The organism is Nonomuraea harbinensis, from assembly GCF_019396385.1.
In the GTDB taxonomy this organism is placed as follows: domain Bacteria; phylum Actinomycetota; class Actinomycetes; order Streptosporangiales; family Streptosporangiaceae; genus Nonomuraea; species Nonomuraea ferruginea.
Genome location: NZ_JAHKRN010000004.1, coordinates 29,482 through 49,916 on the forward strand (window position 1 = coordinate 29,482; position 20,435 = coordinate 49,916).

Sequence of the window (20,435 nt, forward strand, 5' to 3'; positions counted from 1 at the left end):
TGGTTCCTCCTTCGCAAGGAGTGGACCCGGCGGACGTCACAAATTCGTCGGCGGGCGCGGGAAGAGCGTGACGAACCGCTCGGCCACCTGCCAGTCCCCCTCCACCTCGGACTCTTCCAGGTTCCGGCCGGCGAACACCACGCTCCTGATCGTCTCGGCGTCGGCGCGCAGCACGGCGTCTCCTCCCGCGCCGTCCCTGGCGAAGGTGAGCTGCCCGGCCGAGACCGTCGCCAGGATGCTCTCCTCGCCGAGCCGCAGCTCGACGCTGCCCTCGAAGCCGTCCGCCGCCCCGGGGTCGAATGTCGTCTTCAGGGCGTACAGGAGCGCGTCGACGCTCAGCGGCCCGGTCGAGGTGAGCGGCATCCGGCTGCCCCACTGGGCCAGGGCCAGCACCACCGGCTCCAGCTCGCTCCCCCGTTCCGTCAGCTCGTACACCCGGCTCGCGGCGGGCGGCGGCAGCTTGCGGCGGCGCAGCACGCCGGACTCCTCCAGCTCGCGCAGCCGCTGGGAGAGCACGTTCTGGCTCGCGCCGGGCAGGCCGGCGCGCAGGTCGGTGAAGCGTTTGGGGCCCAGCAGCAGCTCGCGCACGATCAGCAGCGCCCACCGCTCCCCGACGTGATCGAGGGCACGGGCGACGCCGCAGGGGTCGTCGTAGGTTCGCATCGAAAATCCTTGCGAATTCGTACGTGTTAGTCCTAGTTTAGGACCAACACGTGATTGGAGCCATGACATGAACGCTCTGGACACCCTTCCACAGGGAGATGTCCGGCTATTGGAGCATCCGACCGCACGCAGGCTGCTCGTCTCGAAGGAACTCGCCCGGGTGGCGTACGTCGCCGCCGACGGGACGCCACGCGTCTACCCGACGCTGTTCCACTGGAACGGCGAGGAGGTCGTCATGGCCACGTTCGCCGGCGCGGTCAAGATCAACGCGCTGCGGGCCAGGCCCGAGGTCGCCATCACCATCGACACCACGGCCACCCCGCCGGAGGTGCTGCTCATCCGCGGCCGGGCCGAGGTGACCGACGTCGACGGCATCGTGCCGGAGTACGCGCTCGCCCACCACCGCTACGCGGGCCCCGAGCAGGGCGCCAGGAACGTGGCCGAGGCCGACCGGCCGGGAGTCCGCATGGCCCGCATCGCCGTCCGGCCTGCGTGGGCCGGGGTGCTGGACTTCCAGACCCGCCTGCCCGGCCAGATGCCCTCGGGGGCGTGATGGCGACGTTCGCGCTGATCCACGGGGGCGGCGGCACTTCCTGGCCGTGGCGCCCGCTGGAGACCTGCCTGCGCGGGCGGGGGCACCGCACGGTGGCCGTGGACCTGCCGCTGGACGATCCGGACGCCGGGCTCACCGACCACGCCGACCATGTGATCGCCGAGGTGCGGAAGGCCGTCGGGCACCTGGACGGCCTCGTCGTCGTGGCGCACTCATGGGGCGGGTTCGTCGCCCCGATCGTCTGCGACCGGGCGAAGGCCGACCTGCTGGTGCTGCTGGCGGGCATGGTGCCGGCGCCCGGTGAGCCGCCCGCCGACTGGTGGGCGAACAGCGGTTTCGGCGACAAGGACATCGACGACCCGGTCGCGCTGTTCATGCACGACGTGCCCGCCGACCTCGCGGCCGAGGCGCTGCGGCACGGGCGGGGGCACGCCGAGAAGGCGCTCGTGGAGCCGTGGCCGCTGGACAGGTGGCCGGACGTGCCGACCCGCTACCTGCTCTGCCGCGACGACCGGTGGTTCCCGCCCGCGTTCGTCCGGCCGATGGTGCGCGAGCGGCTGGGCATCGAACCGGACGAGATCGGCGGCAGCCACAGCGTCATGCTGTCGCGGCCGGAGGAGCTGGCCGACCGGCTCGCCGGCTACCTCTGAACGACCGGCAGCTCGTACACGCGGCGGACGCTGCTGCCCAGCCTGCCGATGTCGGCCCCGTACACGTGGATCGACACCCCCGTCTCGGAGCTGGTGTTGCGCACCAGGTGGATGTCGCCGGGCGGGGCGAAGCCGCTGACGTCGCCGGGCCGGTTGTCGGCGCGGCCGATCTCCACCAGATGGTCGCCCTCGTCCCGGTAGAGGGTCTCGTGCTCGTTGCCGCTGAGCACGGCGAACGCGCACCACGAGATGTGGTCGTGGATGGCGGTCTCCTGGCCGGGGCGCCAGACCACGGCCACGATCGAGAAGTCGTCCTGCGCGTGCAGGGGCCATGACACGTACGTCTCGGGCGAGCCCAGCCGCTCCTGTGCGGTCAGGATGTCCAGGCTCGGCAGCCGGTCGCGCATCAGGTCCGCGACGGCGAGTGCGGTGTCGCGGGCGGGAAGGCGGCGCGCGGTCAGCGCGCCGACGCCCGCCACCAGCTCGGCCAGGCCGGGCCGTACGGTCGTGACGGTGTCCATGCATCCTCCCGAGGTCGTGCGGCTTCCTCTTCCTACGGTCTCGCGCCGACCATCGATAGGTCCAACAGAAGTATTCGAGCCGACCTATAGATACGATTGATGAATGCTGGATGTCACCCGGCTCCGCGTCCTGCTCGCGGTCGCCCGTACCGGCTCACTCACCGCGGCCGCCCGGGAGCTGCACTACGCGCAGCCGTCCGTCAGCCACCACCTCGCCCGGCTGGAGGCCGAGACCGGCGCCAAGCTGATCCAGCGGGCCGGGCGCGGCATCCGGCTGACCGAGGCCGGCAGGCTGCTGGCCGAGCGGGCGAGCGACATCGTCGGACGGCTCGACGCCGCCGCCGAGGAGCTGGCCGCGCACGTCGGGCTGCAGACGGGGCGGGTGCGGCTGGCGGCGTTCCCCTCGGCGCTCGGCACGTTCATCCCCGAGGCGGCCGCCCTGCTGCGGAAGTCGCACCCGGGGCTGCGGCTCGAACTCACCGAGACCGAGCCGCCGGAGGCGCTGCGGCTGCTGCGGGCCGGGCGGGTGGACGTCGCGGTCATGTTCCGGTACGACGACACGGCGCCGGAGGCTCCCGGGCTCCAGCTCATCCACCTGTGGGACGAGCCGAGCTACCTGATCACCCCGGGGCCGGGATTCGTGGAGGCCGGTTCGCCGGAGTCCGATGAGGCCGATCTGGGGGCTTTCACGGACGCGGCGTGGATCGCCGGGTGTGACCGGTGCCGGAGCCATCTGTTCGACCTGTGCGACAAGGCGGGGTTCGAGCCGCGGATCTCGTTCACCAGCGACGACATCGTGGCCGTGCAGGCGCTGGTGGCCGCCGGGATAGGCGTCACCGTGCTGCCGGCGCTCGCGCTGCGCGCGCACCGCCATCCGGACGTGACCGCGCGCCGCGTCCCGGGCTCCACCCGGCACGTGTTCGCCGCCGTCTACGGCCACCCGCCGCACCCGTCGGCCACCGAGGTGCTGGTCGCGGCCCTGCGCGACAGCCTTTAACCCCGTTGACGGGCTCCATAGGATGACGACATGCCGGATCTCTCCACACTTGCCCTCTTCTGCGCGGCCACCCTGGCGATTCTGCTCGTGCCGGGCCCGGCGGTGATCTTCATCGTCACGCGCAGCGTCGCCCAGGGCCGGGCGGCGGGGCTGGTCTCGGTCCTCGGCGTGCACGCCGGGTCGGTGGTCCACGTGGTCGCCGCCGCCCTCGGCGTCAGCGCCCTGCTCGCCGCGTCGGCGACCGCCTTCACGATCGTCAAGTACGCGGGCGTCGCCTACCTCGTCTGGCTCGGGCTCCGCAAGCTGCTGGCCCGGGGAAGCGCTGAGGAGATGGTCGAGCTGCCGGAGCAGTCCAAGCGGCGGATGTTCTGGGAGGGGTTCGTGGTCAACGTGCTCAACCCGAAGACCGCGATCTTCTTCATGGCGTTCCTGCCGCAGTTCGCCGACCCCGCGGCCGGGGCGGTCGCGCCGCAGATGCTGGTGCTCGGCCTGCTCTGGATGGCGCTCGGCATGGCCTCCGACGGCACGTACGCGCTGCTGTCGTCGGCGCTGGCCACCCGCGTGCGGCGCTCGGTGCGGGCCCGGCGGCGGATCGACATCGGCAGCGGGCTGGTCTACTTGGGGCTGGCGGCCTGGCTCACAGGTGAGAAGGCCTGACAAGCCCGGAAATTTCGGTGCCGTAGTGCGATAGTGAGCGGGTGGCGGAATTCTCCCTGAGCCGGGGCGACATCGACGCCGGGCAGGGCATTCCAGGACACGGCGCCATGGACGGGCCACCACGCGACTTCGGATCCGCACGCGTCGCCTCAGAGCGGGTCGTCCAGGTGCACTGCGGCCACGACGACCTCACGGGCGTGACCGGCTCCGGGTACGTGGTCGCCCCCGGCCTGATCCTGACCTCCGCCCAGGTGATCGACCCCGCCGCCCCCTGCCACGTACGCGGCACCGGCCCCTGGACCCGGGCCCAGCCTGTCTGGCACGGCCACGGCCCTCTCGCCGCGGCCCTGCTCCACATCCCTGAGGTCCCCACCGCCCCACCGGCACCCTCACCGGCCCCGTCCGGGCGGAACCCCGGCTCGTCCCGGCTTCCGGTGGGTGGGGCGTCTGGAGGGAGTGGTGGCGCAGCCCGGCCGTCCCCAGCACGGGGAGCGGGCGGGCGCGGAGGGGATCCCGGCTCGCCGGACCCGTCGGGATCGGACGTTTCGGAGGTGCCCTGGGAGGGGCCCTTGGGGCCGGTTCGGTGGGGGCGGGTGACCGGGGATGGGGTGCGGTGCGTCGTCCGGGGTTTCGCCCGAGTGGATTCGCGGGGCGAGCCGCTGGTTTCGGTGGTGGCGGCCGCCGGTGCGGGGACGGTGCCCGCTTCTCTGGGGGTCGAGTTCTCCGGCTCGCCGCCGGGTGCCTTCAGGCTCGGTTTCTCGGGCGCGGCCCTCTTGGCGGAGCCGACGGGTGAGCTCGTGGGGGTGGTCGTCTCCTGGTACGAGGACGGGCACGCGGATGTCGTACCGGTGGAGGCGCTGCTCCTGGACGACACCTTTCGCGCGTGGGTGGAAGGTGACGCCCTTCCCGCGTCGGGGCTGCTGGAGGACGTGTCCGGGGACGAGCGGGTCGTCCTGCTCCCCGACCTGCTGGAACCGGCCACGGGAGAGCCTCCGGAGGACTGCCCGGACTGGTCGTTGCCGGTGGCGCGGCACGCGGTGGTGCCGTTCGTCGGCAGGAAGGCGGAGCTGACGGCGCTGCGGAACTGGGCCGCCGGGCCCGAGCCGCTGTCGGCCGCGCTGATCACCGGGCCGGGCGGGTCCGGGAAGAGCAGGCTGGCGGTGGAGCTGTGCGCGGAGCTGTCGGCGGCCGGGTGGGACGCCGGGCTCCTGCCGGCGACGGCACTCGTGGGACCGCTGTCGGATCCAGCCGTCCGGCTCGACGCGCCGCGGCCCACCCTGCTCGTGCTCGACTTCCCCGAGCCGTCGGCCGCCCTGGTGGCCGAGCTGGTGCGCGGCCTGGCCGCCCACCGGCACAACCCGCTTATCCGTCTCCTGCTGGTGGCCCGTACCTCCGTGGGTGCCGCCCCGCCTCCGGCCGCCTGGTGGCGTCGGCTGGACACCGCCGCCGGCGGCCGTCTCAAGCGCCTCATCCGCGCGACCGTCCGCCTGGAGGACCACCCCCTGACCCTTCCGGAGCGGGCAGGACACGCCGCCGCCGCCATCCGCGCCTTCGCCACGCGGCCCGGGGCAGGTGATGGACTCGACCGGATCCGCCCGTTTCCGCTCGACGACCCCTTGTACGCGGTCCCGCTGCGGGTCCATCTGGCGGCCCTCATGCGGGTGCGCGGCCATGAGGCGGGGCCAGGCAACGAGCTGGTCCACCGCTTCCTGAACCGCGAACGCGAGCGGTGGTCGGCGTCGCCGGGAGCGCCGGACGACGGCGTGGCGGGCGCGGCGGTGGCGGTGGCCATGCTGTTCGCGCCGTCACCGAGGGAACTGCGGGCGCTGCTGTCCGTCGTACCCGGCCTGGAGGAGGACCGGAGGGCCGAGGTCGCGGCGTGGGTCGCGGGGCTGTTCCCACCCGACGTGCGGAGTGGGCGGCCCTCCGAGCAGCGGGTGCCCGACGTACAGGGCGGGCGGCCCCCCGAGCAACAGGCCTCCGCCGTACAGAACGAGCGGCCCTCCGAACAGCAGGTTCCCGCCGTACAGAGCGAGCGGCTCGCCCAGCAGCAGACCCCTGACGCGCAGGGCAGCCGGGTCCCCGACGTGCGAGGTGAGTGGTTCTCCAGCGGGCGGCTTGCCTCTGATGGGCAGCGGCTGTCCGGCGGGCTGGTGATCGATGTGCCTGACGTGCTGGTCGGGCAGGTGTTGGAGGAGACGGCGGGGCTGGAGTCGCTGGTGACCGCCGTACACGATCATCCGGGGCGGACGGCGGCACACCTGGCGCGGATGCTCGACGTGCTGCGGGTCTGCGCGGATCACGGGCGGGTACGGGTCGCGCTGCGGTCGCTGGTCGTGCACCGGCTGGACAGGATGTTGTGCGAGGCCGCCTTGGGGCCGGGCGAGCAGCTCGGCGACCGGCTCAACGCGGTGCTCCAGCTGTTGCGGGATGAGCCGGAGGTGGCCGGGGCGGTGGCGGCGCTGCCGCCGTGGCAGGCGGGGCATCCCGGGGTGCGGGCGCTGAGGGTGACGCTGGCCGAGATGCTGGTGGAGCGGCTCAGGGGCGGGAAGCGGGCCGACGTCGCCACGGCGCTGTCCACGGCGTCGGCCTGGCTGGCGGCGGCGGGGAGGCTGCCTGAGGCGGTGGCCGCGGCGGGTGAGGCGGCCGAGATCTTCGCGGCCGCTCCCCCGTACGAGCAGGCGGAGGGGCAGGCGGAGGCGCTGTTCAACCAGGCGGCGTGCCTGCTGTTGTCGGGGGTGCCGGAGCTCGCGGTCAGGCCCGCGCGGGAGGCTGCGGCGCGGTTCAGGATCCTGGTGGAGGAGGATCCGCGGTACGCGGCGCACGCGGAGCGGGCCCAGTACAACCTGGCCTGCGCGCTGGCGGGGACGGGGAGACTGCGGGAGGCGGTGTCGGCGTTCCTGGCCGCGGGCGGGGATGTGCTGCTGGCCGGGGACATGGAAGCGGTCCTCTCCGTACTGCCCGACCCGGCCGGGGTCTCTCCCGGCCTTTCCTACGAAACCCCGTCGTACGGAGAAGCTGCGGGGGTACGTGAAGGCGCCCCACCGAACGGTCCCTCGCCATACGACAGAGCTCCTGGGGTTCGTGAAGGTGCCCCGACCGGTACCCCGCCGTACGACGGAACTCCGGGGGTGCGCGAAGGTGTCTCACCGAGCGGCCCTCCGCCGTACGGGAGGGCTGCGGGGGTGTATCTGGACGATGGCGCACCGTACGTGAGTGCTCGAAGGGCTGGTGTGCCGTTGGGTGTGCGGGAGGATACACCGCCCGTGGGTGGGGAGGGCTCGTCGGATGGTTCCTCGCCGTATGGAGGGGTGCATCCGGGGGGTGACGGGTCGTTGGGGCGGTCCGCGCCTGGCTCCCGTGAGGGGTGGTGGGCGTTGGTGGGGGGCGGGGTGCTGGGGCCGCTGGATGAGTTGGACGAGGAGCGGCTGGTCGGGCTGGGGGCCGGGCTGGCGGTGGAGGTCGTCGAGGCCGTGCGGGGGGTGGCGGTCACCGATCTGGAGGTGTGCCGGCGGCTCGACCGGCTGGGGTCGCGGCTGGACCGGCGAGGGCGGGGAGAGGCGGCCGTGGTGGTCGCCGGTGAGGCGGTCGTGCGGCTGCGCGGGATCGCGGCGGAGGAGCCGGGGTTGCGTGCGGTGCTGGCCGGGGCGGCCGGGCTGGCGTCGCGGGTGCACGGGGAACGGGGGGATCTCCAGGCAGCGGTGCGGAGTGCCGGGGAGGCGGTGGAGAACCTGCGGGCGCTGGCCGTCCTGGAACCGGGGCGGCACGGGCGGGACCTGGCCGAGCGGCTGCGGGACCTGGGCGAGTACCTGCTGCTCCGCCGGTTGCCTGAGGAGGCGCTGGACTCGCTGCGGGAGGCCGTGTGGGTGGCCGACGGGCTCGGTGACGGCCATGACCGGTTGCTGGCCGGATGCCGGCGGCTGCTCGGGATGTGCCTGGTGGAGCTGGATCGGCCCGCCGACGGGCTGGCGCAGTTCGAGTCGGCGGCCGGGTGGCTGCGGGAACTGGGCGACGAGGATCGACTGCGGCGGGATGTGGCGGGATGGGTCCGCCGCTCGCGCGCGCTCCTGGGACGTGCCCTGCCACCCGCCGAACCTGCGCTCCCGCCACCTGCGGAGGACTTCCGACAAGCACGACACGCGACACCTGCAGAGGGCTTCGGGCCGACACTTCACGGGACATCCGCCGATAACCCCAGACCAACACCTCACGGGACACCCGCCGAAAACCCCGAACCAACACCTCACGGGACGCCCGAAGAGGGCTTTGGATTTGCACTTCGCGGGGCCTATGACAGGCGCTTCGTGGAGGGGTTGTCGCTGGTTGGGGTGGCGGTGCGGGGTGGGGAGAGTGTGGAGCGGGCCGAGGAGGCGTTGGCGGTTCTCGTGGCGGGAGGGGGGACGGACGTCTGCCCGCTCGCTGACGCTCAGGCGCATCTGGCGTGGGTGTGGGCGGGAGCCGGGCGGGCGCGGGACGCGGTGGTGCTCGCCTCGCGGGCTGCCGAGTTGCTGCTCGGGCAACGGGGGGATAGCGCCCGGCCGCAGGGTGACCGCGCGCGTCCGGGACCGGTGTGGGAGGAGGGCCTTCGCGCGCGAGGAGAGGACGAGGATCGCCGGCGGCGCGGGGATGACGTGCGGTTGTGGGGGAAGGTCGAGGCGGCTCTGGGGCGAGGGTTGCTGGGGGCGGGGCGGTTCGAGGAGGCGTTGCCGCACCTGGTGGCGGCAGTGGACGCGGACGAGGGGGCGGCGGAGCGGGTGCTGCTGGTCGCCTGTGCGTGGACCGGGCTGGAGCGGTGGGAGGAGGCGGAGGAGGCGGCCGGGCGGGCGGCGGAGCTGGTGCGGGAGCCGCTGGGGCGCGCTGTCGCGTTGCGACTGCTGGCCGGGGCGCGGTTCGCGCGGGGGGACTTCGGCGGCGCGCTGGAGGCCGCCGGCGGGGCGGTCGAGGCGTTGCCGGAGGAGGCCACGGTGCCCAGGCGGTTGCTGGCCGGGACGTGTCTGCAACTGCGGGGGCTGTGCCGGGTGCGGTTGGACGACGACGAGCGGGCAGGGCTGGACCTGGTGCGGGGTACCACGCTGATCGCCGGGCTGCTGGACGACCACGGGCCGCTCGCGCCGGAGCCGGCCGCCACGCATCTGCTCGCCCTGCTGGCGCTCGGTGAGATGCAGCAGGATCCGGCGCCGTTCCTGGCGCGGGCGCTGGAGGTCAGGCCGTTGCCGCCCCCGGATGCGCTGCGGGTTCTGCTGGACGACCTCGCCGACCATCTGGACGGGGCGGGCGAGGTGGATCTGCTGGGGCCGATGACCGCGTTCGCCGAGGCGTTCACGCGCGAGGTGCCGGTCCGCGCCCGCCCGGAGCTGCACGCGTCGCTCGGCGACTGCCTGGCACGGTACGCGGCGCTGACCGGCGAGGCGGCGGCGGCCGAGGCGGCGGTGCGGGTGTTCCAGGGGCTGGCGGCGGCCGATGCCCGCCACCGGGCGCGGCTGGGGGTCGCGCTCGCCGCGCTGGCCGGGATCGAGCACGAGCTGGCCCGCCCGGTGCTCGCCACCCTGGAGCAGGCCGCCCACCTGCTGGCCGGTACGCCGGAGAAGGCGGCGCTGGCCAGGACGCTGACGCTCTACGGTGACGCGCTGCTGGGCGGGCGCCGTCCGGTGGAGGCGCTGGCCCATCTGGAGCGGGCCGCCGACCTGTGCGACGAGCTGGACGAGCCCGGTGTCGCCGCCATGGCGTACTCGTGTCTGGGTGCGGCGCTGGCCGCGCTGGACCGGCCGCAGGCCGCGCTGGAGGCGGTCGCCTGGTCGGTGGCCGAGCAGGAGCGGCTGCCGGAGGGCCACCCGGCGGCGCGGGCCAGGGCGGACGAGGTGCGCGGGCTGGTGCTGCGCCGGATGGGCAGGAAGCGGGAGTCGCTCGCCCATCTCGTGGAGGCGGTCAACCAGTACCGGCGGCTGCCCCGTACCGCTGCCCGGCGGCTGGCGGAGGCCGAGGTGGCGGTGGTGATCGTGGACGACATGCTGGCGGACGGGCGGGCCGGTGAGGCGGTGGAGTACGCGGCGCTCGCCGTCGACGGGTACGCCGGGTCCCCGGCGGCCCGGCTCAAGCAGGCGCTGGCCAAGCAGCGGCTGGTCCGCTGCCACCTGATGCGCGGCGCGCTGGGCGAGGCGGCTCCGCTGGTGGAGGAGCTGATCGTGGACGCCAGGCGGGCTCCTGGCGATCTCACGTACCGGGCGGTGCTCGCGGACTCGCTCGCGCAGAGCGCGGAGCTGCTCACCATGCTGCACCTGGACGACGGGCCGCGGGCGGAGGCCAGGGCTCGTGAGGCGATCAAGCTGTACGACGGGCTGATCGCGGCGGGGGTGGGCGCCGAGAGCGTGCACGCCGGGCGGGCGGGCGCCAACCTGTCGCTGGCGGCGGCGCTGTCGTCGCAGGAGCGGTACGAGGACGAGGTGGCGCCGCTGCGTGAGGCGGTGACGGCGCTGGAACAGTACGCGCCGGGCAACCCTGTGCTGGGCGGCCATCTGGCCAGGGCGATGCTCATGCTGGGCGACGCGCTGCTGGCGGCGGGCCGGGCGCCGGAGGCGAGCGCGGTGCTGCACCGGGGGACGCGGGTGATCCGGGACGGCTACCTGAGCGCGGTCGCCCACTACCAGCTCGGCCTGTGCGAACTGCGGCTGGGGCGCGACGAGGCCGCCGACGCGGCGCTGCGCTCCGCGGACGCGCGGCTGCGCGAGCTGCTCGACGCCGAAGGCGACGGCGATGACGACGGCGATGACGACGGCGATGACGACGAGGAGTTGGTCGAGATGCATCGGGACGTGCTGCGGGCGCGGCTGGGGTTGAACGAGCGGGCCGGGCGGGCCGGGGAGGTCGCGCTGGTGGAGCACGACCTCATCAACCTTCGGTGGTTCCGGCCCCGTTGACCGGTGGTTGACCAGCACAGGGCCCGCGCCGGCCCTGCGCTGGTCAAGATTGTGCGGCCAGCACCGTGTCCCTGGCCCATCGGTAGTCGGCCTTGCCTGATGGCGAGCGCTCCATGCGCGGCACGAACGCGTACGAGCGCGGCACCTTGTAGCCCGATAACTGCTTCCGGCAGTGGGCGTCGAGCTCCTCGGCGGTGACGGCGGCGCCGGGACGCGGCTCGACCACGGCGGCCACCCGGTTGCCCCACCGCTCGTCCGGCACCCCGGTCACGACCGCGTCGAAGACGGCCGGGTGCCCCTTGAGCACGGCCTCCACCTCTTCGGGGAACACCTTCTCGCCGCCGGTGTTGACGCACTGCGAGCCGCGCCCGTACACGGTGATGGTGCCGTCCTCCTCGACGGTGGCCAGGTCGCCGGTGAGCAGCCAGCGGGTGCCGTCCTCGGTGGTGACGAAGGTGCGAGCGGTCTTGTCCGGGTCGTTGTAGTAGCCGAACGCGATGCGGCCGGCCTTGGCGACGGTGCCGAGGTCGCCGGAGCCGGGCCTGACGGGGTGCAGCCGGTCGTCGAGCACGACCAGCCTGGCGTGCGGGTTGGGCCGGTAGCGCAGGCCCGTCTCGGGGGTGGCCCCGTCGATCCCGTCGGCGGTGTAGCCGGCCTCGGTGGAGCCGAAGTTGTCGCGGATCAGCACGTTGGGCAGGAGCTCCTGGAGCCGGTCGCGTACGGTGCCGCTCAGGATCGCGCCGGTCGAGCTGAGCACGAACAGCGACGACACGTCGTAGGAGCCCCGCTCCAGCGCCTCGGCGAGCGGCCTGGCCATGGCGTCGCCGGTGATGTTCATCGTGAGCACCTTCTCCCGCTCGACGGCCCGCCACACCTCGTCGGGGTCGAACGTGCGCACGTACACCATGGTCGCGCCCATCCAGAAGGCGATGAAGGTGCCCATCTGGGCGGCGCCGTGCATGAGCGGCGCGGCGGCCATCATCGCGATCGGGCTCGCCTTGACGGCCTCGTCGACCACCTCCTGCGGGGTGGCGCGCGGCTCGCCGGTCGGGTTGCCGCCGCCGAAGGCCATGAACAGGTCCTCGACGTGCCACATCGCGCCCTTGGGCATGCCGGTGGTGCCGCCGGTGTAGATGATGTAGACGTCCTGCCCGGACCGCGGTCCGAAGCCGCGCCCCGGGTCGCCGCTCCGCAGGGCTTCCTCGTACGAGATCGCGCCGGGGATGCCGGGCGGGCCGTTCACCGCGATGAGATGGCCCAGCCGGGGCGCCTGGCCGGCGACGGCGGCCACGCGGGGCTCGAACTCGACGTCGTACAGCAGGGCCCGAATGTCGGAGTCGCGGTAGAGGTAGAGCAGCTCGGCCTCGACGTACCGGTAGTTGACGTTGACCGGGACGGCGCGGAGCTTCAGGGTGGCCAGGAGGCCGGCCACGTACTCGATGTCGTTGCAGAGGTGGATCCCCACGTGGTCGCCGGGCCCGATGCCGCGGTCCTGGAGGTGGTGGGCGAGCCGGTTGGCCTCGGCGTCCAGCTCGGCGTAGGTGCGGCGGTCCGGCCCGCAGACCACCGCCGTGCGGTCCCCGATCGCGTCGGCCACCCCTTCGAACAAGTCAGCGTGGTTGAACTCCATCACGGCTTCTCCCGTCCGACGATCCACATGGCGAAGAACTGCGCTCCTCCCCCGTACGCGTGCCCGAGCGCCAGGCGTGCCCCGTCGACCTGGTGCTCTCCGGCCATGCCGCGCACCTGCAGCGCGGCCTCGGCGAACCTGATCAGCCCGGACGCCCCGATCGGGTTGCTGGACAGCACGCCGCCGGAGGGGTTCCACGGGATGTCCCCGTCGAGCGCGGTGGCGCCGGACTCGGTGACCTTCCAGCCCTCGCCCTCGGCGGCGAAGCCGAGGTTCTCCAGCCACATCGGCTCGTACCAGGAGAACGGCACGTACACCTCGGCCACGTCGATCTGGCGGCGCGGGTCGGTGACGCCGGCCTGCCGGTAGACGTCGGCGGCGCAGTCCTTGCCGGCCTGCGGGCTCACGGTGTCGCGGCCGGCCCTGGAGAGCGGCTCGGAGCGCATGGCGGTGCCGTGCACCCAGGCCGGGGTGCCGGTGGCGGCTTGTTCGGACGAGAGCACGATCGCGCAGGCGCCGTCGCTGGACGGGCACGACTCCAGGTAGCGGATCGGCTCCCACAGCATGGGCGTGGACTCGACCATCGCCCGGTCGATGCCGGGGATGCGCAGGTGGGCGTACGGGTTCTTGAGCGCGTTGAGCCGGTCCTTGACGGCCACGAGCGCGCCGACGTGGCCGGGGGCGCCGCTCCTGCGCATGTACTCCCTGATGTGCGGGGCGAAGTAGCCGCCCGCGCCGACCACCAGCGACGAGCTGAACGGCAGGTGGGTGGAGAGCGCCCAGGTGGCGTTGGACTCCGACTGCTTCTCGAAGCCGACGACCAGCACCCGTTCGTGCACGCCGGACTGGATCAGGCCCGCGCCGACGAGCGCGGTGGAGCCGCCGACGCTGCCCGCGGTGTGCACGCGCAGCATCGGCTTGCCCGCGGCGCCGAGCGCGTCGGCCAGGTACGCCTCGGGCATCATGACGCCTTCGAACAGGTCGGGCGCCTTGCCGATGACGACGGCGTCGAGGTCCTTGAACGTCAGCCCGGCGTCCTCCAGTGCCCGCAGCGCCGCCTCGCGCACGAGCCCGGCGATCGACACGTCCCTGCGCTTGGTCGTGTAGCGCGTCTGCCCGACGCCGATCACGGCGCAGCGCTCAGCCATCAGGCCTCCAGTACGGTGACGAGGTTGTGCTGCAGGCAGGGGCCGCTCGCCGCGTGGCCGACGGTGCGGCGGGCGGATCCGTCGTGGATGCGGCGGGCCGCCTCGCCGAGGCGGATCAGCCCGGCGGCCATGACGGGGTTCGCGGCCAGCGGCCCTCCGGACGGGTTGATCACGGTGTCGTCGGGCAGGTCGAGCGCCCGGCGCAGGATCGGTTCCTCGTGCGCGAACTGGGCGTGCAGCTCGGCCACGTCGACCGGTCCCTTGCCGACGCCCGCCGCGCGGCCCGCGTCGGCCGCCGACGGCGACCGGCTGAGGTCGCGCAGGCCGAGGTAGTGCGGCTCGATGCGGTGCGCGATGCCGGTGATCCAGGCGGGGGTGGCGCACAGTTCGCGGGCCCGGTCCCCGGCGGCGAGCACCACGGCCGCCGCGCCGTCGGTGATCGGCGCGACGTCCGACGCCTTCAGCGGCTCGACCGCGTACCCGTCGGGCAGCTCTTCCGGCAGGTCCAGCGCGTACGGGTTGCGCCTGCCGTCGGCGCGGCTGCGGCGCGCGATCGCGTCCAGCTCGGCCCGTCCGGCGCCGAGCGCCGACGCCTGCAGCGCCGCGTACGAGAGCTGGTCCAGGCCGAGCGGCGCCAGATAGTACGGGTCGAGCTGCAAGGTCATGATGGCCCGCAGGTCGCCCTGGCTGGACTTGCCGAACCCGTACACCAGGGCGGTGTCCACGTCGCCGTGCTGGAGCCGCACCCACGCCTCGTACAGGGCCCAGGCGCCGTCCATCTCCACGTGGCTCTCCGAGATGGGCGGCCAGGCGCCGACCGCGTCCAGCGCGGAGACGAACGAGAACGGCGCCCCCGCCAGGTAGTCGCAGCTCCCCGAGCAGGTGAAGCCGAACCGTTTCTGCCCGGTCAGCGCCTTGACCTCCTCGATCACGGGCAGGATCAGCTCGGGCTCGGACAGCCCGGTGTCGTGGGCGGTGTGCCGGGTCTGCGCGAAGGCGACGATCGCGACTTCTCTGGCCACGCGGCTCATTCACAGCTCCACATCGGGTTCGCCGGTGGGCGCGAACCACCGGATGTTCGCCATGGACGCGGTCCGCTCGCTCTCGGGCACCCATGCGGCCTTGACCCGCATGCCCTGCCGCACCTCGTGCGCGGGGATGCCGCCGACGAGCGCGATCACGGGCACGTCGGACCGGTCGAGGAGCACGTACGCGGAGACGAAGGGCACCTCGGGGGCGCGCGGGTCGGGCAGGTTGTTGATCGCGAACGTGGTCACCGTGCCGGTGTCGGGCAGCTCGACCTGCTCGCCGATCGCGATCCCGCACTCGGGGCAGGACAGCCGGTAGGGCACGTACACCTTCCCGCAGCTCGCGCACCTCCCGCCGACGAAGACGCCGCGCCTGATCCCCTCCAGGAAGACGCGGAGCGCCCCGCCGGCCTGGAGCGTGTACGGGACGCGGACCGGCGAGACGATCCTGGTGACCTCGGGGGCGAAGCAGGCGAGATCGGTGATGTGGCCCGAGCGTTCGCCGCGCCACACCGGCCACACCCGGGTGCCGGGGGCGACCGCCTTCGGGTTGCCCGCGTCGACGGCGTGCACGAGCGCGGTGTCGGCGCCGTCCAGCTTGATCATGGCCCAGGCGAAGGGCCGGTCCAGCGGGTGCCCGGGGCGCGGCTCGGCCACCCAGGCGGACGCGGTGACGGTCCCGGCCGGGCCGACCTCGACGTACTCGCCGGTCACCGCGTCGCCGGTGGCGGGGTCGTACTCCAGCGCGGGGACGAGCACCCGTCCGTCGGCGGTGCGCACCCCGACGATCCGTCCGGCGCGCAGCTCGGTCAGGAACCGGCCGATCACCGGTCCCGTCGAGCGGGTGTAGCCGCCGGGGAACTCCAGCACGTGCTCCGCGGTCAGCGGATCGGACATGCACCCTCCCGGGTGGTCAGATGGCTCGGTCGCGGCCCTCCCAGTACGGGGCGCGCAGCTTGCGTTTGAGCAGCTTGCCGTTGGGCTCTCGGGGCATCTCGTCGATGAAGTCGACGGTTCTCGGCCACTTCATCCTGGCCAGGCGGCCCTCCAGCGAGGCGAGGATCTCCGCGGCCAGCTCCGGGCCGGGTGCCGCGCCGGGCGCGGGCTCGACGACGGCCTTGATCTGCTCGCCCCACTCCTCGTCGGGGATGCCGAACACCGCCACGTCGGCGACCTTCGGGTGGACCATGATCTCGTTCTCGATCTCGGCCGGGTAGATGTTCGCGCCGCCGGAGATGATCATGTCGGCCTTGCGGTCGCACAGGAACAGGAAGCCGTCCTCGTCCAGGTAGCCGATGTCGCCGACGGTGAAGAAGTCCTTGAGCCGGTTCGCCTCGGTCTTGGCCGGGTCGCCCTTGTACTCGAAGGAGGCGCCCATCATCTTCATGTAGATCGTGCCGGGGGTGCCGGCGGGCACCGGCTCGCCCGAGTCGTCGGCGATGAGCAGCTCGGTGATGGGCCAGGCGTTGCCGACCGTGCCGGGATGCGCCTTCCAGTCGCCGGGCGTGGCCAGGGTGCCGCCGCCCTCGGTGGCCGCGTAGTACTCGTACACGACGTCGCCCCACCACCGGAGCATGTCCTGCTTCACCGGCACGGGACAGGGGGCGGCCGCGTGGATCATCCACTTCAGCGAGGACAGGTCGTACTTCCCCCGCACCTCTTCGGGGAGGGCGAGCAGGCGCTTGAAGTGGGTGGGCACCAGGTGGGAGCTGGTGACCCGGTGGCGCTCGCAGAGCCTGAGCATCTCCTCGGCGTCCCACCGGTCCATGTAGACGAGCGTGTGGCCCATGTGCAGGGCGGTGCCGCCGAACTGGCTGACGGCGGTGTGGTAGCTGGGCGAGGTGACCAGGTGGGCGTTGGGCCGCCCGGGGGTGACGCCGAACAGGCCGAGCAGGAACGTCATCAGCTCCGCCCCGTCGTCGGGGTCCAGGCCGGTCAGCGGGCGGCGCACGCCCTTGGGCCTGCCGGTGGTGCCGGAGGTGTAGTGCATGGTGGCGCCGGCCGTGCGGTCGGCGGGCATGGTGTCCGGCTGCCCCTCGGTCAGCTCGTCCAGCGGCCGGAACCCGGGCAGGTCCGCCACGGCGAAGCGCCGCTCGGGAGCGACGGCCTCCGCCGCCCGCGTCGCCTCTGCCGCGTACCGGGGGTGGGTGACGAACGCCTTGGCCTCGCTGTCGGTCAAGATGTACGCGATCTCCGGCCCGGTCAGGTGCCAGTTGATCGGCGTGTAGTACCAGCCTGCCTGGAGGGCCGCCAGGTAGAGCACGAGCCCGTCGGAGCCGTTGGGCACCAGCCCGCAGAGGCCGTCGCCGGCCCGCAGGCCGAGCGCGCGCAGCCCGTGGGTGAGGCGGTTCGCGCGGGCGAGGAGGTCACCGGCCCGGTGCTCGGTGCCGTCGGGGTCCACGGCCGCGATCCAGCCGGGGTCCGCCTGCGCCAGCCGCCAGAAACCGAGCGTGCCCATCGGTACTCCTCACCAGGTCGTACGAGGCCCCCGAACCGGCGAAATAAGAACAGGTTCTCATTTCTTTCGGGCAGCGTAACCCGCGGCTATGGTGTGAGCAAGCGCTTGATTTCAGGAGGAGTGAGTGGAGCTTCTGCCGATCAGCACCCCCCACTGCCGCGTGGAACGTGACCACCACGTGGTGATCGTCACCATGAACCGCCCCGAGGCCCGCAACGCGCTCTCCTCCGACATGCTCATCGGCATGGCGAGCGCCTGGGCCTACGTGTCGGCCGAGCCGGACGTCAGGGTGGCGATCCTGACGGGCGCGGAGGGCACGTTCTGCTCCGGCGCCGACCTCAAGGCGATGTCCGCTCCCCCGTCGGACCCCGAGGTCGTGGCGCGTGGCGAGAAGATCGCCAACTACCACTGGAAGGGCCTGCTCCGCGAGGACCTGCCCGCCAAGCCGGTCATCAGCGCCGTCGAGGGCTACGCGGTGGCGGGCGGCACCGAGCTGCTCGTCGGCACCGACCTGCGGGTGGTGGCGGAGTCGGCCACCCTCGGCCTGTTCGAGGCCAGGCGCGCGCTCTTCCCGATGGGCGGCAGCGCGGTCCGCCTGCCGCGCCAGATCCCGTACTGCCACGCGATGGACCTCCTCCTCACGGGCCGTTCGGTCACCGCCGCCGAGGCGCTGGCGATGGGCCTGGTCAACCGGGTCGTCCCCGACGGCGGGGCGCTGGACGCCGCCCGCGAGCTGGCCGCGAGCGTGGCGGCGGCCGGGCCGCTGGCCGTCCAGGCGATCCTGCGCACCTACCGCGACACCCAGGGCCTCGCGGAGGCGGAGGCGCTCAAGGTGTCGGACGAGCTGGGCTGGCCGGTGATCGGGTCGGAGGACGCCAAGGAGGGCACCCGCGCCTTCCGCGAGAAGCGCCCCCCGACCTACCGGGGCCGTTAGTCGCGGGTGATGCGGCCGAGGCGTTCGAGGGCTTCGGCGAACTCCTCGACCAGGGAGTAGACCACGTCCTTGGTCGAGCGGACCTGGTTGGTGATGCCGATGATCTGGCCCGCGGGGAAGGTCGCCAGCTCGGCGGCGTCGGAGCGGCCGATGCGCCGCAGCGCGTCCGAGACCAGCATGAACTGCAGCGGCATCGGCAGCGTGCCCGGTGACTCCTGCGCCTCCCAGGCGTCGGTCCACTCGTTCTTGAGCAGCCGGGCGGGCTTGCCCGTCCAGCTGCGGGAGCGGACCGTGTCGCGGGAGGTCGCGGCGAGGATGCGCTGCCTGGCCATCTCGGGGGTGTCGGCCTCCTCGACGGTCAGCCAGAGCGAGCCGGTCCAGACGCCCTCCGCGCCCAGCGCCATGCCCGCGGCCATCTGGCGGCCGTTGCCGATGCCGCCCGCCGCCAATACCGGCACGTCCACGGCGTCCACGACCTGCGGGATGAGCACCATCGTGGAGATCTCGCCGGTGTGGCCGCCCGCCTCGGTGCCCTGCGCCACGACCACGTCGACGCCCACCTCGACCTGCTTGAGCGCGTGGCGCGGGGTGGAGGCGAGGGCGGCGACCTTGACGCCGTGGGCGTGCGCCTGCTCCACCACGTCGGCGGGCGGCGGGCCGAGGGCGTTGGCCAGCAGCGCGATCGGGTGCCTGAGCGCGACCTCCACCTGCGGCCGGGCGGTGGCGTCCGTCCAGCCGAGCAGCACCCGGCCGGCGTCGGCGTCCTGCGACAGCGGCGGCACGCCGTGGCTGGACAGCAGGTTCTCGACGAACTGCCGGTGCCCCTCGGGGATCATCCCCTGCAGGCGGCCGACGAGCTCCTCCGCCGGGAACTCGGCGCCCTCGTAGGAGGCCGGCATGACGACGTCCACCCCGTACGGCTTGCCGTCCACGTGGTCGTCGATCCAGGCGAGCTCCCGTTCGAGCTCTTCGGGGGTGAAGTAGAGGGCGCCGAGCACGCCCATTCCGCCTGCCTTGCTGACGGCGGCCACCACGTCGCGGCAGTGGCTGAACGCGAAGATCGGGAGGTCGATTCCGAACATGTCCGTCACACGGGTCCGCATGTCCCGACGATACGACCGGGAAGACCGAACTGCAACACGTTCTACTGCTAGATGTTTCGCTTGTACCGGCGAGTAACTTTTTATTGGAACACGTTTCAATTTTCGTTGTAACGGTCCCGGAAAAAGTAAAAGGGCCCGCACGCGGCGGGCCCCGGGGTCGGAAAAGGATCAGGCGGTGCGGCGGCGGCCGAGCACCACGCCGGCGAGGATCAGCGCGACGCCCACGACGAGCAGGACGAGGGGGATGGTGTTGCGCAGCAGGTTGATCTGGCTCCTGCCGTCCTGGGCGTTGCTCACCAGGCCGTTCACCGTCTCCTCGGTCATCTGGGCGGTGGCGACGAAGGCCGCGGCGCGCTCCACGCCGTCCTGCGTCTTCAGCACCTCGTGCCGCTGGACCTCCTGCTTGACCGGGGAGCCGGTGACGGGCTCGATCCAGTAGGTGGTCTTGCCGTCGTACCAGCGGTCGATCTGCACGTCACCGGTCACGTCGGTGATGCCGACGATGTTGGCGGGGATCGTCTGCGTAGAGGTCTTGGTGGCCGGCACCAGCTGCTCGAACACGTACGTGTCGAGGCCGTTGACCTTCTCCTCGCGCACGAACGTCGCGTCGAAGGCCTGCTTGGCGGTGGAGTTGAAGACCTTGTACGTCTTCTTCTCCACGTCGAACGGCCACTTGTAGATCTGGCCCTCCAGCGTGACCGGGGCCTTGGCGATGTTCACGCCGCAGCAGTTCACGGCCTCGCCGGTGTACTTGTTGAAGGCGCTGCGCCGGTCGGAGATGTCCACCGACCTGCGGTTGTTGGTCACGTCGTTGACCACCGTGGCCTCGTCCCAGACGACCCGGTCGCCGGTGGCGTCCTTCACGTCACCACGGGTGGTGACGATGATCTCGAGGTCGGCGTTCAGCACCTTGAGATCCTGGCGGGAGAAGTACTGGGCGCCCTTCGCCTCCAGGGTGGAGATACCGAACTGGTTCGCCGGCGCGGAGATCAGCTGGTCCGCCGCCCAGAATTTCAGGAGCGGGGCGAGCGCGATGAAAAACGCGCCGAGCCCGATGAGGACGAGCGTTGAAATACGACCCATCGAGACCTCCGCAAAATTAGAACGTGTTGTCGTCTGGTTTGTATGACCTGGATCAAAGTATGACAGTGAGTGATCGGCGTCACCCGCCGACCACGA

15 protein-coding genes are annotated in these 20,435 nt (G+C 72.7%); 6 read left to right on the top strand and 9 right to left on the bottom strand.

The window, feature by feature from the left end; genetic code table 11:
* Nucleotides 1-36: 36 nt before the first annotated feature.
* Complete coding sequence (locus tag KME79_RS05185) at nucleotides 37-663, bottom strand: winged helix-turn-helix transcriptional regulator (protein WP_219543510.1); 627 nt, start codon at nucleotides 661-663, stop codon at nucleotides 37-39.
* A 67-nt stretch (nucleotides 664-730) separates the two neighbouring features.
* Here KME79_RS05185 and KME79_RS05190 point away from each other — a divergent pair, with 67 nt between their 5' ends.
* Nucleotides 731-1,216 (top strand): pyridoxamine 5'-phosphate oxidase family protein, encoded by a 486-nt coding sequence (locus KME79_RS05190; RefSeq protein WP_219543511.1) that lies wholly within the window; start codon nucleotides 731-733, stop codon nucleotides 1,214-1,216.
* Nucleotides 1,216-1,866 (top strand): alpha/beta fold hydrolase, encoded by a 651-nt coding sequence (locus KME79_RS05195; protein ID WP_219543685.1) that lies wholly within the window; start codon nucleotides 1,216-1,218, stop codon nucleotides 1,864-1,866. The genes KME79_RS05190 and KME79_RS05195 overlap by 1 nt, the downstream gene beginning before the upstream one ends.
* On the opposite strand, the gene KME79_RS05200 is transcribed toward KME79_RS05195, so the two are convergent.
* Complete coding sequence (locus tag KME79_RS05200) at nucleotides 1,857-2,387, bottom strand: cysteine dioxygenase family protein (protein ID WP_148034143.1); 531 nt, start codon at nucleotides 2,385-2,387, stop codon at nucleotides 1,857-1,859. The two genes, KME79_RS05195 and KME79_RS05200, sit on opposite strands and share 10 nt — an antisense overlap.
* A 103-nt stretch (nucleotides 2,388-2,490) precedes the next feature.
* Between KME79_RS05200 and KME79_RS05205 the strand changes: the two genes are divergently transcribed.
* The 3 genes from KME79_RS05205 to KME79_RS05215 are packed head-to-tail and all read left to right on the top strand — an operon-like array spanning nucleotide 2,491 to nucleotide 10,955.
* A complete protein-coding gene (locus KME79_RS05205) occupies nucleotides 2,491-3,384 on the top strand; it encodes a LysR family transcriptional regulator (RefSeq protein WP_219543512.1) in 894 nt (297 codons plus the stop codon).
* A 30-nt stretch (nucleotides 3,385-3,414) separates the two neighbouring features.
* Entirely contained in the window at nucleotides 3,415-4,041 is a 627-nt protein-coding gene (locus tag KME79_RS05210) for a LysE family translocator (RefSeq protein ID WP_219543513.1), read from the top strand.
* Nucleotides 4,042-4,082: 41 nt separating this feature from the next.
* A complete protein-coding gene (locus tag KME79_RS05215; RefSeq protein ID WP_219543514.1) occupies nucleotides 4,083-10,955 on the top strand; it encodes a tetratricopeptide repeat protein in 6,873 nt (2,290 codons plus the stop codon).
* A gap of 43 nt (nucleotides 10,956-10,998) precedes the next feature.
* Here the strand turns inward: KME79_RS05215 and KME79_RS05220 are convergent, their stop codons facing one another.
* From KME79_RS05220 to KME79_RS05240, 5 genes are read right to left on the bottom strand one after another with little or no spacing between them, the layout of a single operon-like run.
* Entirely contained in the window at nucleotides 10,999-12,585 is a 1,587-nt protein-coding gene (locus KME79_RS05220) for an acyl-CoA synthetase (RefSeq protein WP_148034146.1), read from the bottom strand.
* Nucleotides 12,585-13,733 carry a thiolase family protein gene (locus KME79_RS05225; protein WP_219543515.1) on the bottom strand — a complete coding sequence of 383 codons (1,149 nt, stop codon included), beginning with the start codon at nucleotides 13,731-13,733 and terminating at the stop codon, nucleotides 12,585-12,587. The genes KME79_RS05220 and KME79_RS05225 overlap by 1 nt, the downstream gene beginning before the upstream one ends.
* On the bottom strand, nucleotides 13,733-14,764 hold the full coding sequence (locus KME79_RS05230) for a thiolase family protein (RefSeq protein WP_219543516.1): 1,032 nt from the start codon (nucleotides 14,762-14,764) through the stop codon (nucleotides 13,733-13,735). Before KME79_RS05230 ends, KME79_RS05225 begins: the two co-directional genes overlap by 1 nt.
* A complete protein-coding gene (locus KME79_RS05235) occupies nucleotides 14,765-15,658 on the bottom strand; it encodes a Zn-ribbon domain-containing OB-fold protein (RefSeq protein WP_219543517.1) in 894 nt (297 codons plus the stop codon).
* 16 nt (nucleotides 15,659-15,674) lie between these two features.
* A complete protein-coding gene (locus KME79_RS05240) occupies nucleotides 15,675-17,219 on the bottom strand; it encodes an acyl-CoA synthetase (protein WP_219543518.1) in 1,545 nt (514 codons plus the stop codon).
* A gap of 124 nt (nucleotides 17,220-17,343) precedes the next feature.
* On the opposite strand from KME79_RS05240, the gene KME79_RS05245 reads away from it, so the two are divergent.
* The gene (locus KME79_RS05245) at nucleotides 17,344-18,153 is read left to right on the top strand and encodes a crotonase/enoyl-CoA hydratase family protein (protein WP_219543519.1); all 810 of its coding nucleotides are present in this window, start codon (nucleotides 17,344-17,346) and stop codon (nucleotides 18,151-18,153) included.
* On the opposite strand, the gene KME79_RS05250 is transcribed toward KME79_RS05245, so the two are convergent.
* Together KME79_RS05250 and pgfA are read right to left on the bottom strand one after the other, a co-directional pair.
* On the bottom strand, nucleotides 18,150-19,256 hold the full coding sequence (locus tag KME79_RS05250; protein WP_219543520.1) for an NAD(P)H-dependent flavin oxidoreductase: 1,107 nt from the start codon (nucleotides 19,254-19,256) through the stop codon (nucleotides 18,150-18,152). The genes KME79_RS05245 and KME79_RS05250 overlap by 4 nt on opposite strands.
* Before the next feature lie 168 nt (nucleotides 19,257-19,424).
* Nucleotides 19,425-20,339 (bottom strand): cell envelope lipid trafficking protein PgfA, encoded by a 915-nt coding sequence (gene pgfA, locus KME79_RS05255; protein WP_219543521.1) that lies wholly within the window; start codon nucleotides 20,337-20,339, stop codon nucleotides 19,425-19,427.
* Between the last annotated feature and the right edge of the window lie 96 nt (nucleotides 20,340-20,435).

What these genes read in the sequence shown, in the direction of transcription:
- KME79_RS05185 (WP_219543510.1), bottom strand. Translation starts at nt 663, where the DNA reads ATGCGAACCTACGACGACCCCTGCGGCGTCGCCCGTGCCCTCGATCAC.
- KME79_RS05190 (WP_219543511.1), top strand. Translation starts at nt 731, where the DNA reads ATGAACGCTCTGGACACCCTTCCACAGGGAGATGTCCGGCTATTGGAG.
- KME79_RS05195 (WP_219543685.1), top strand. Translation starts at nt 1,216, where the DNA reads ATGGCGACGTTCGCGCTGATCCACGGGGGCGGCGGCACTTCCTGGCCG.
- KME79_RS05200 (WP_148034143.1), bottom strand. Translation starts at nt 2,387, where the DNA reads ATGGACACCGTCACGACCGTACGGCCCGGCCTGGCCGAGCTGGTGGCG.
- KME79_RS05205 (WP_219543512.1), top strand. Translation starts at nt 2,491, where the DNA reads ATGCTGGATGTCACCCGGCTCCGCGTCCTGCTCGCGGTCGCCCGTACC.
- KME79_RS05210 (WP_219543513.1), top strand. Translation starts at nt 3,415, where the DNA reads ATGCCGGATCTCTCCACACTTGCCCTCTTCTGCGCGGCCACCCTGGCG.
- KME79_RS05220 (WP_148034146.1), bottom strand. Translation starts at nt 12,585, where the DNA reads ATGGAGTTCAACCACGCTGACTTGTTCGAAGGGGTGGCCGACGCGATC.
- KME79_RS05225 (WP_219543515.1), bottom strand. Translation starts at nt 13,733, where the DNA reads ATGGCTGAGCGCTGCGCCGTGATCGGCGTCGGGCAGACGCGCTACACG.
- KME79_RS05230 (WP_219543516.1), bottom strand. Translation starts at nt 14,764, where the DNA reads ATGAGCCGCGTGGCCAGAGAAGTCGCGATCGTCGCCTTCGCGCAGACC.
- KME79_RS05235 (WP_219543517.1), bottom strand. Translation starts at nt 15,658, where the DNA reads ATGTCCGATCCGCTGACCGCGGAGCACGTGCTGGAGTTCCCCGGCGGC.
- KME79_RS05240 (WP_219543518.1), bottom strand. Translation starts at nt 17,219, where the DNA reads ATGGGCACGCTCGGTTTCTGGCGGCTGGCGCAGGCGGACCCCGGCTGG.
- KME79_RS05250 (WP_219543520.1), bottom strand. Translation starts at nt 19,256, where the DNA reads ATGCGGACCCGTGTGACGGACATGTTCGGAATCGACCTCCCGATCTTC.
- pgfA (WP_219543521.1), bottom strand. Translation starts at nt 20,339, where the DNA reads ATGGGTCGTATTTCAACGCTCGTCCTCATCGGGCTCGGCGCGTTTTTC.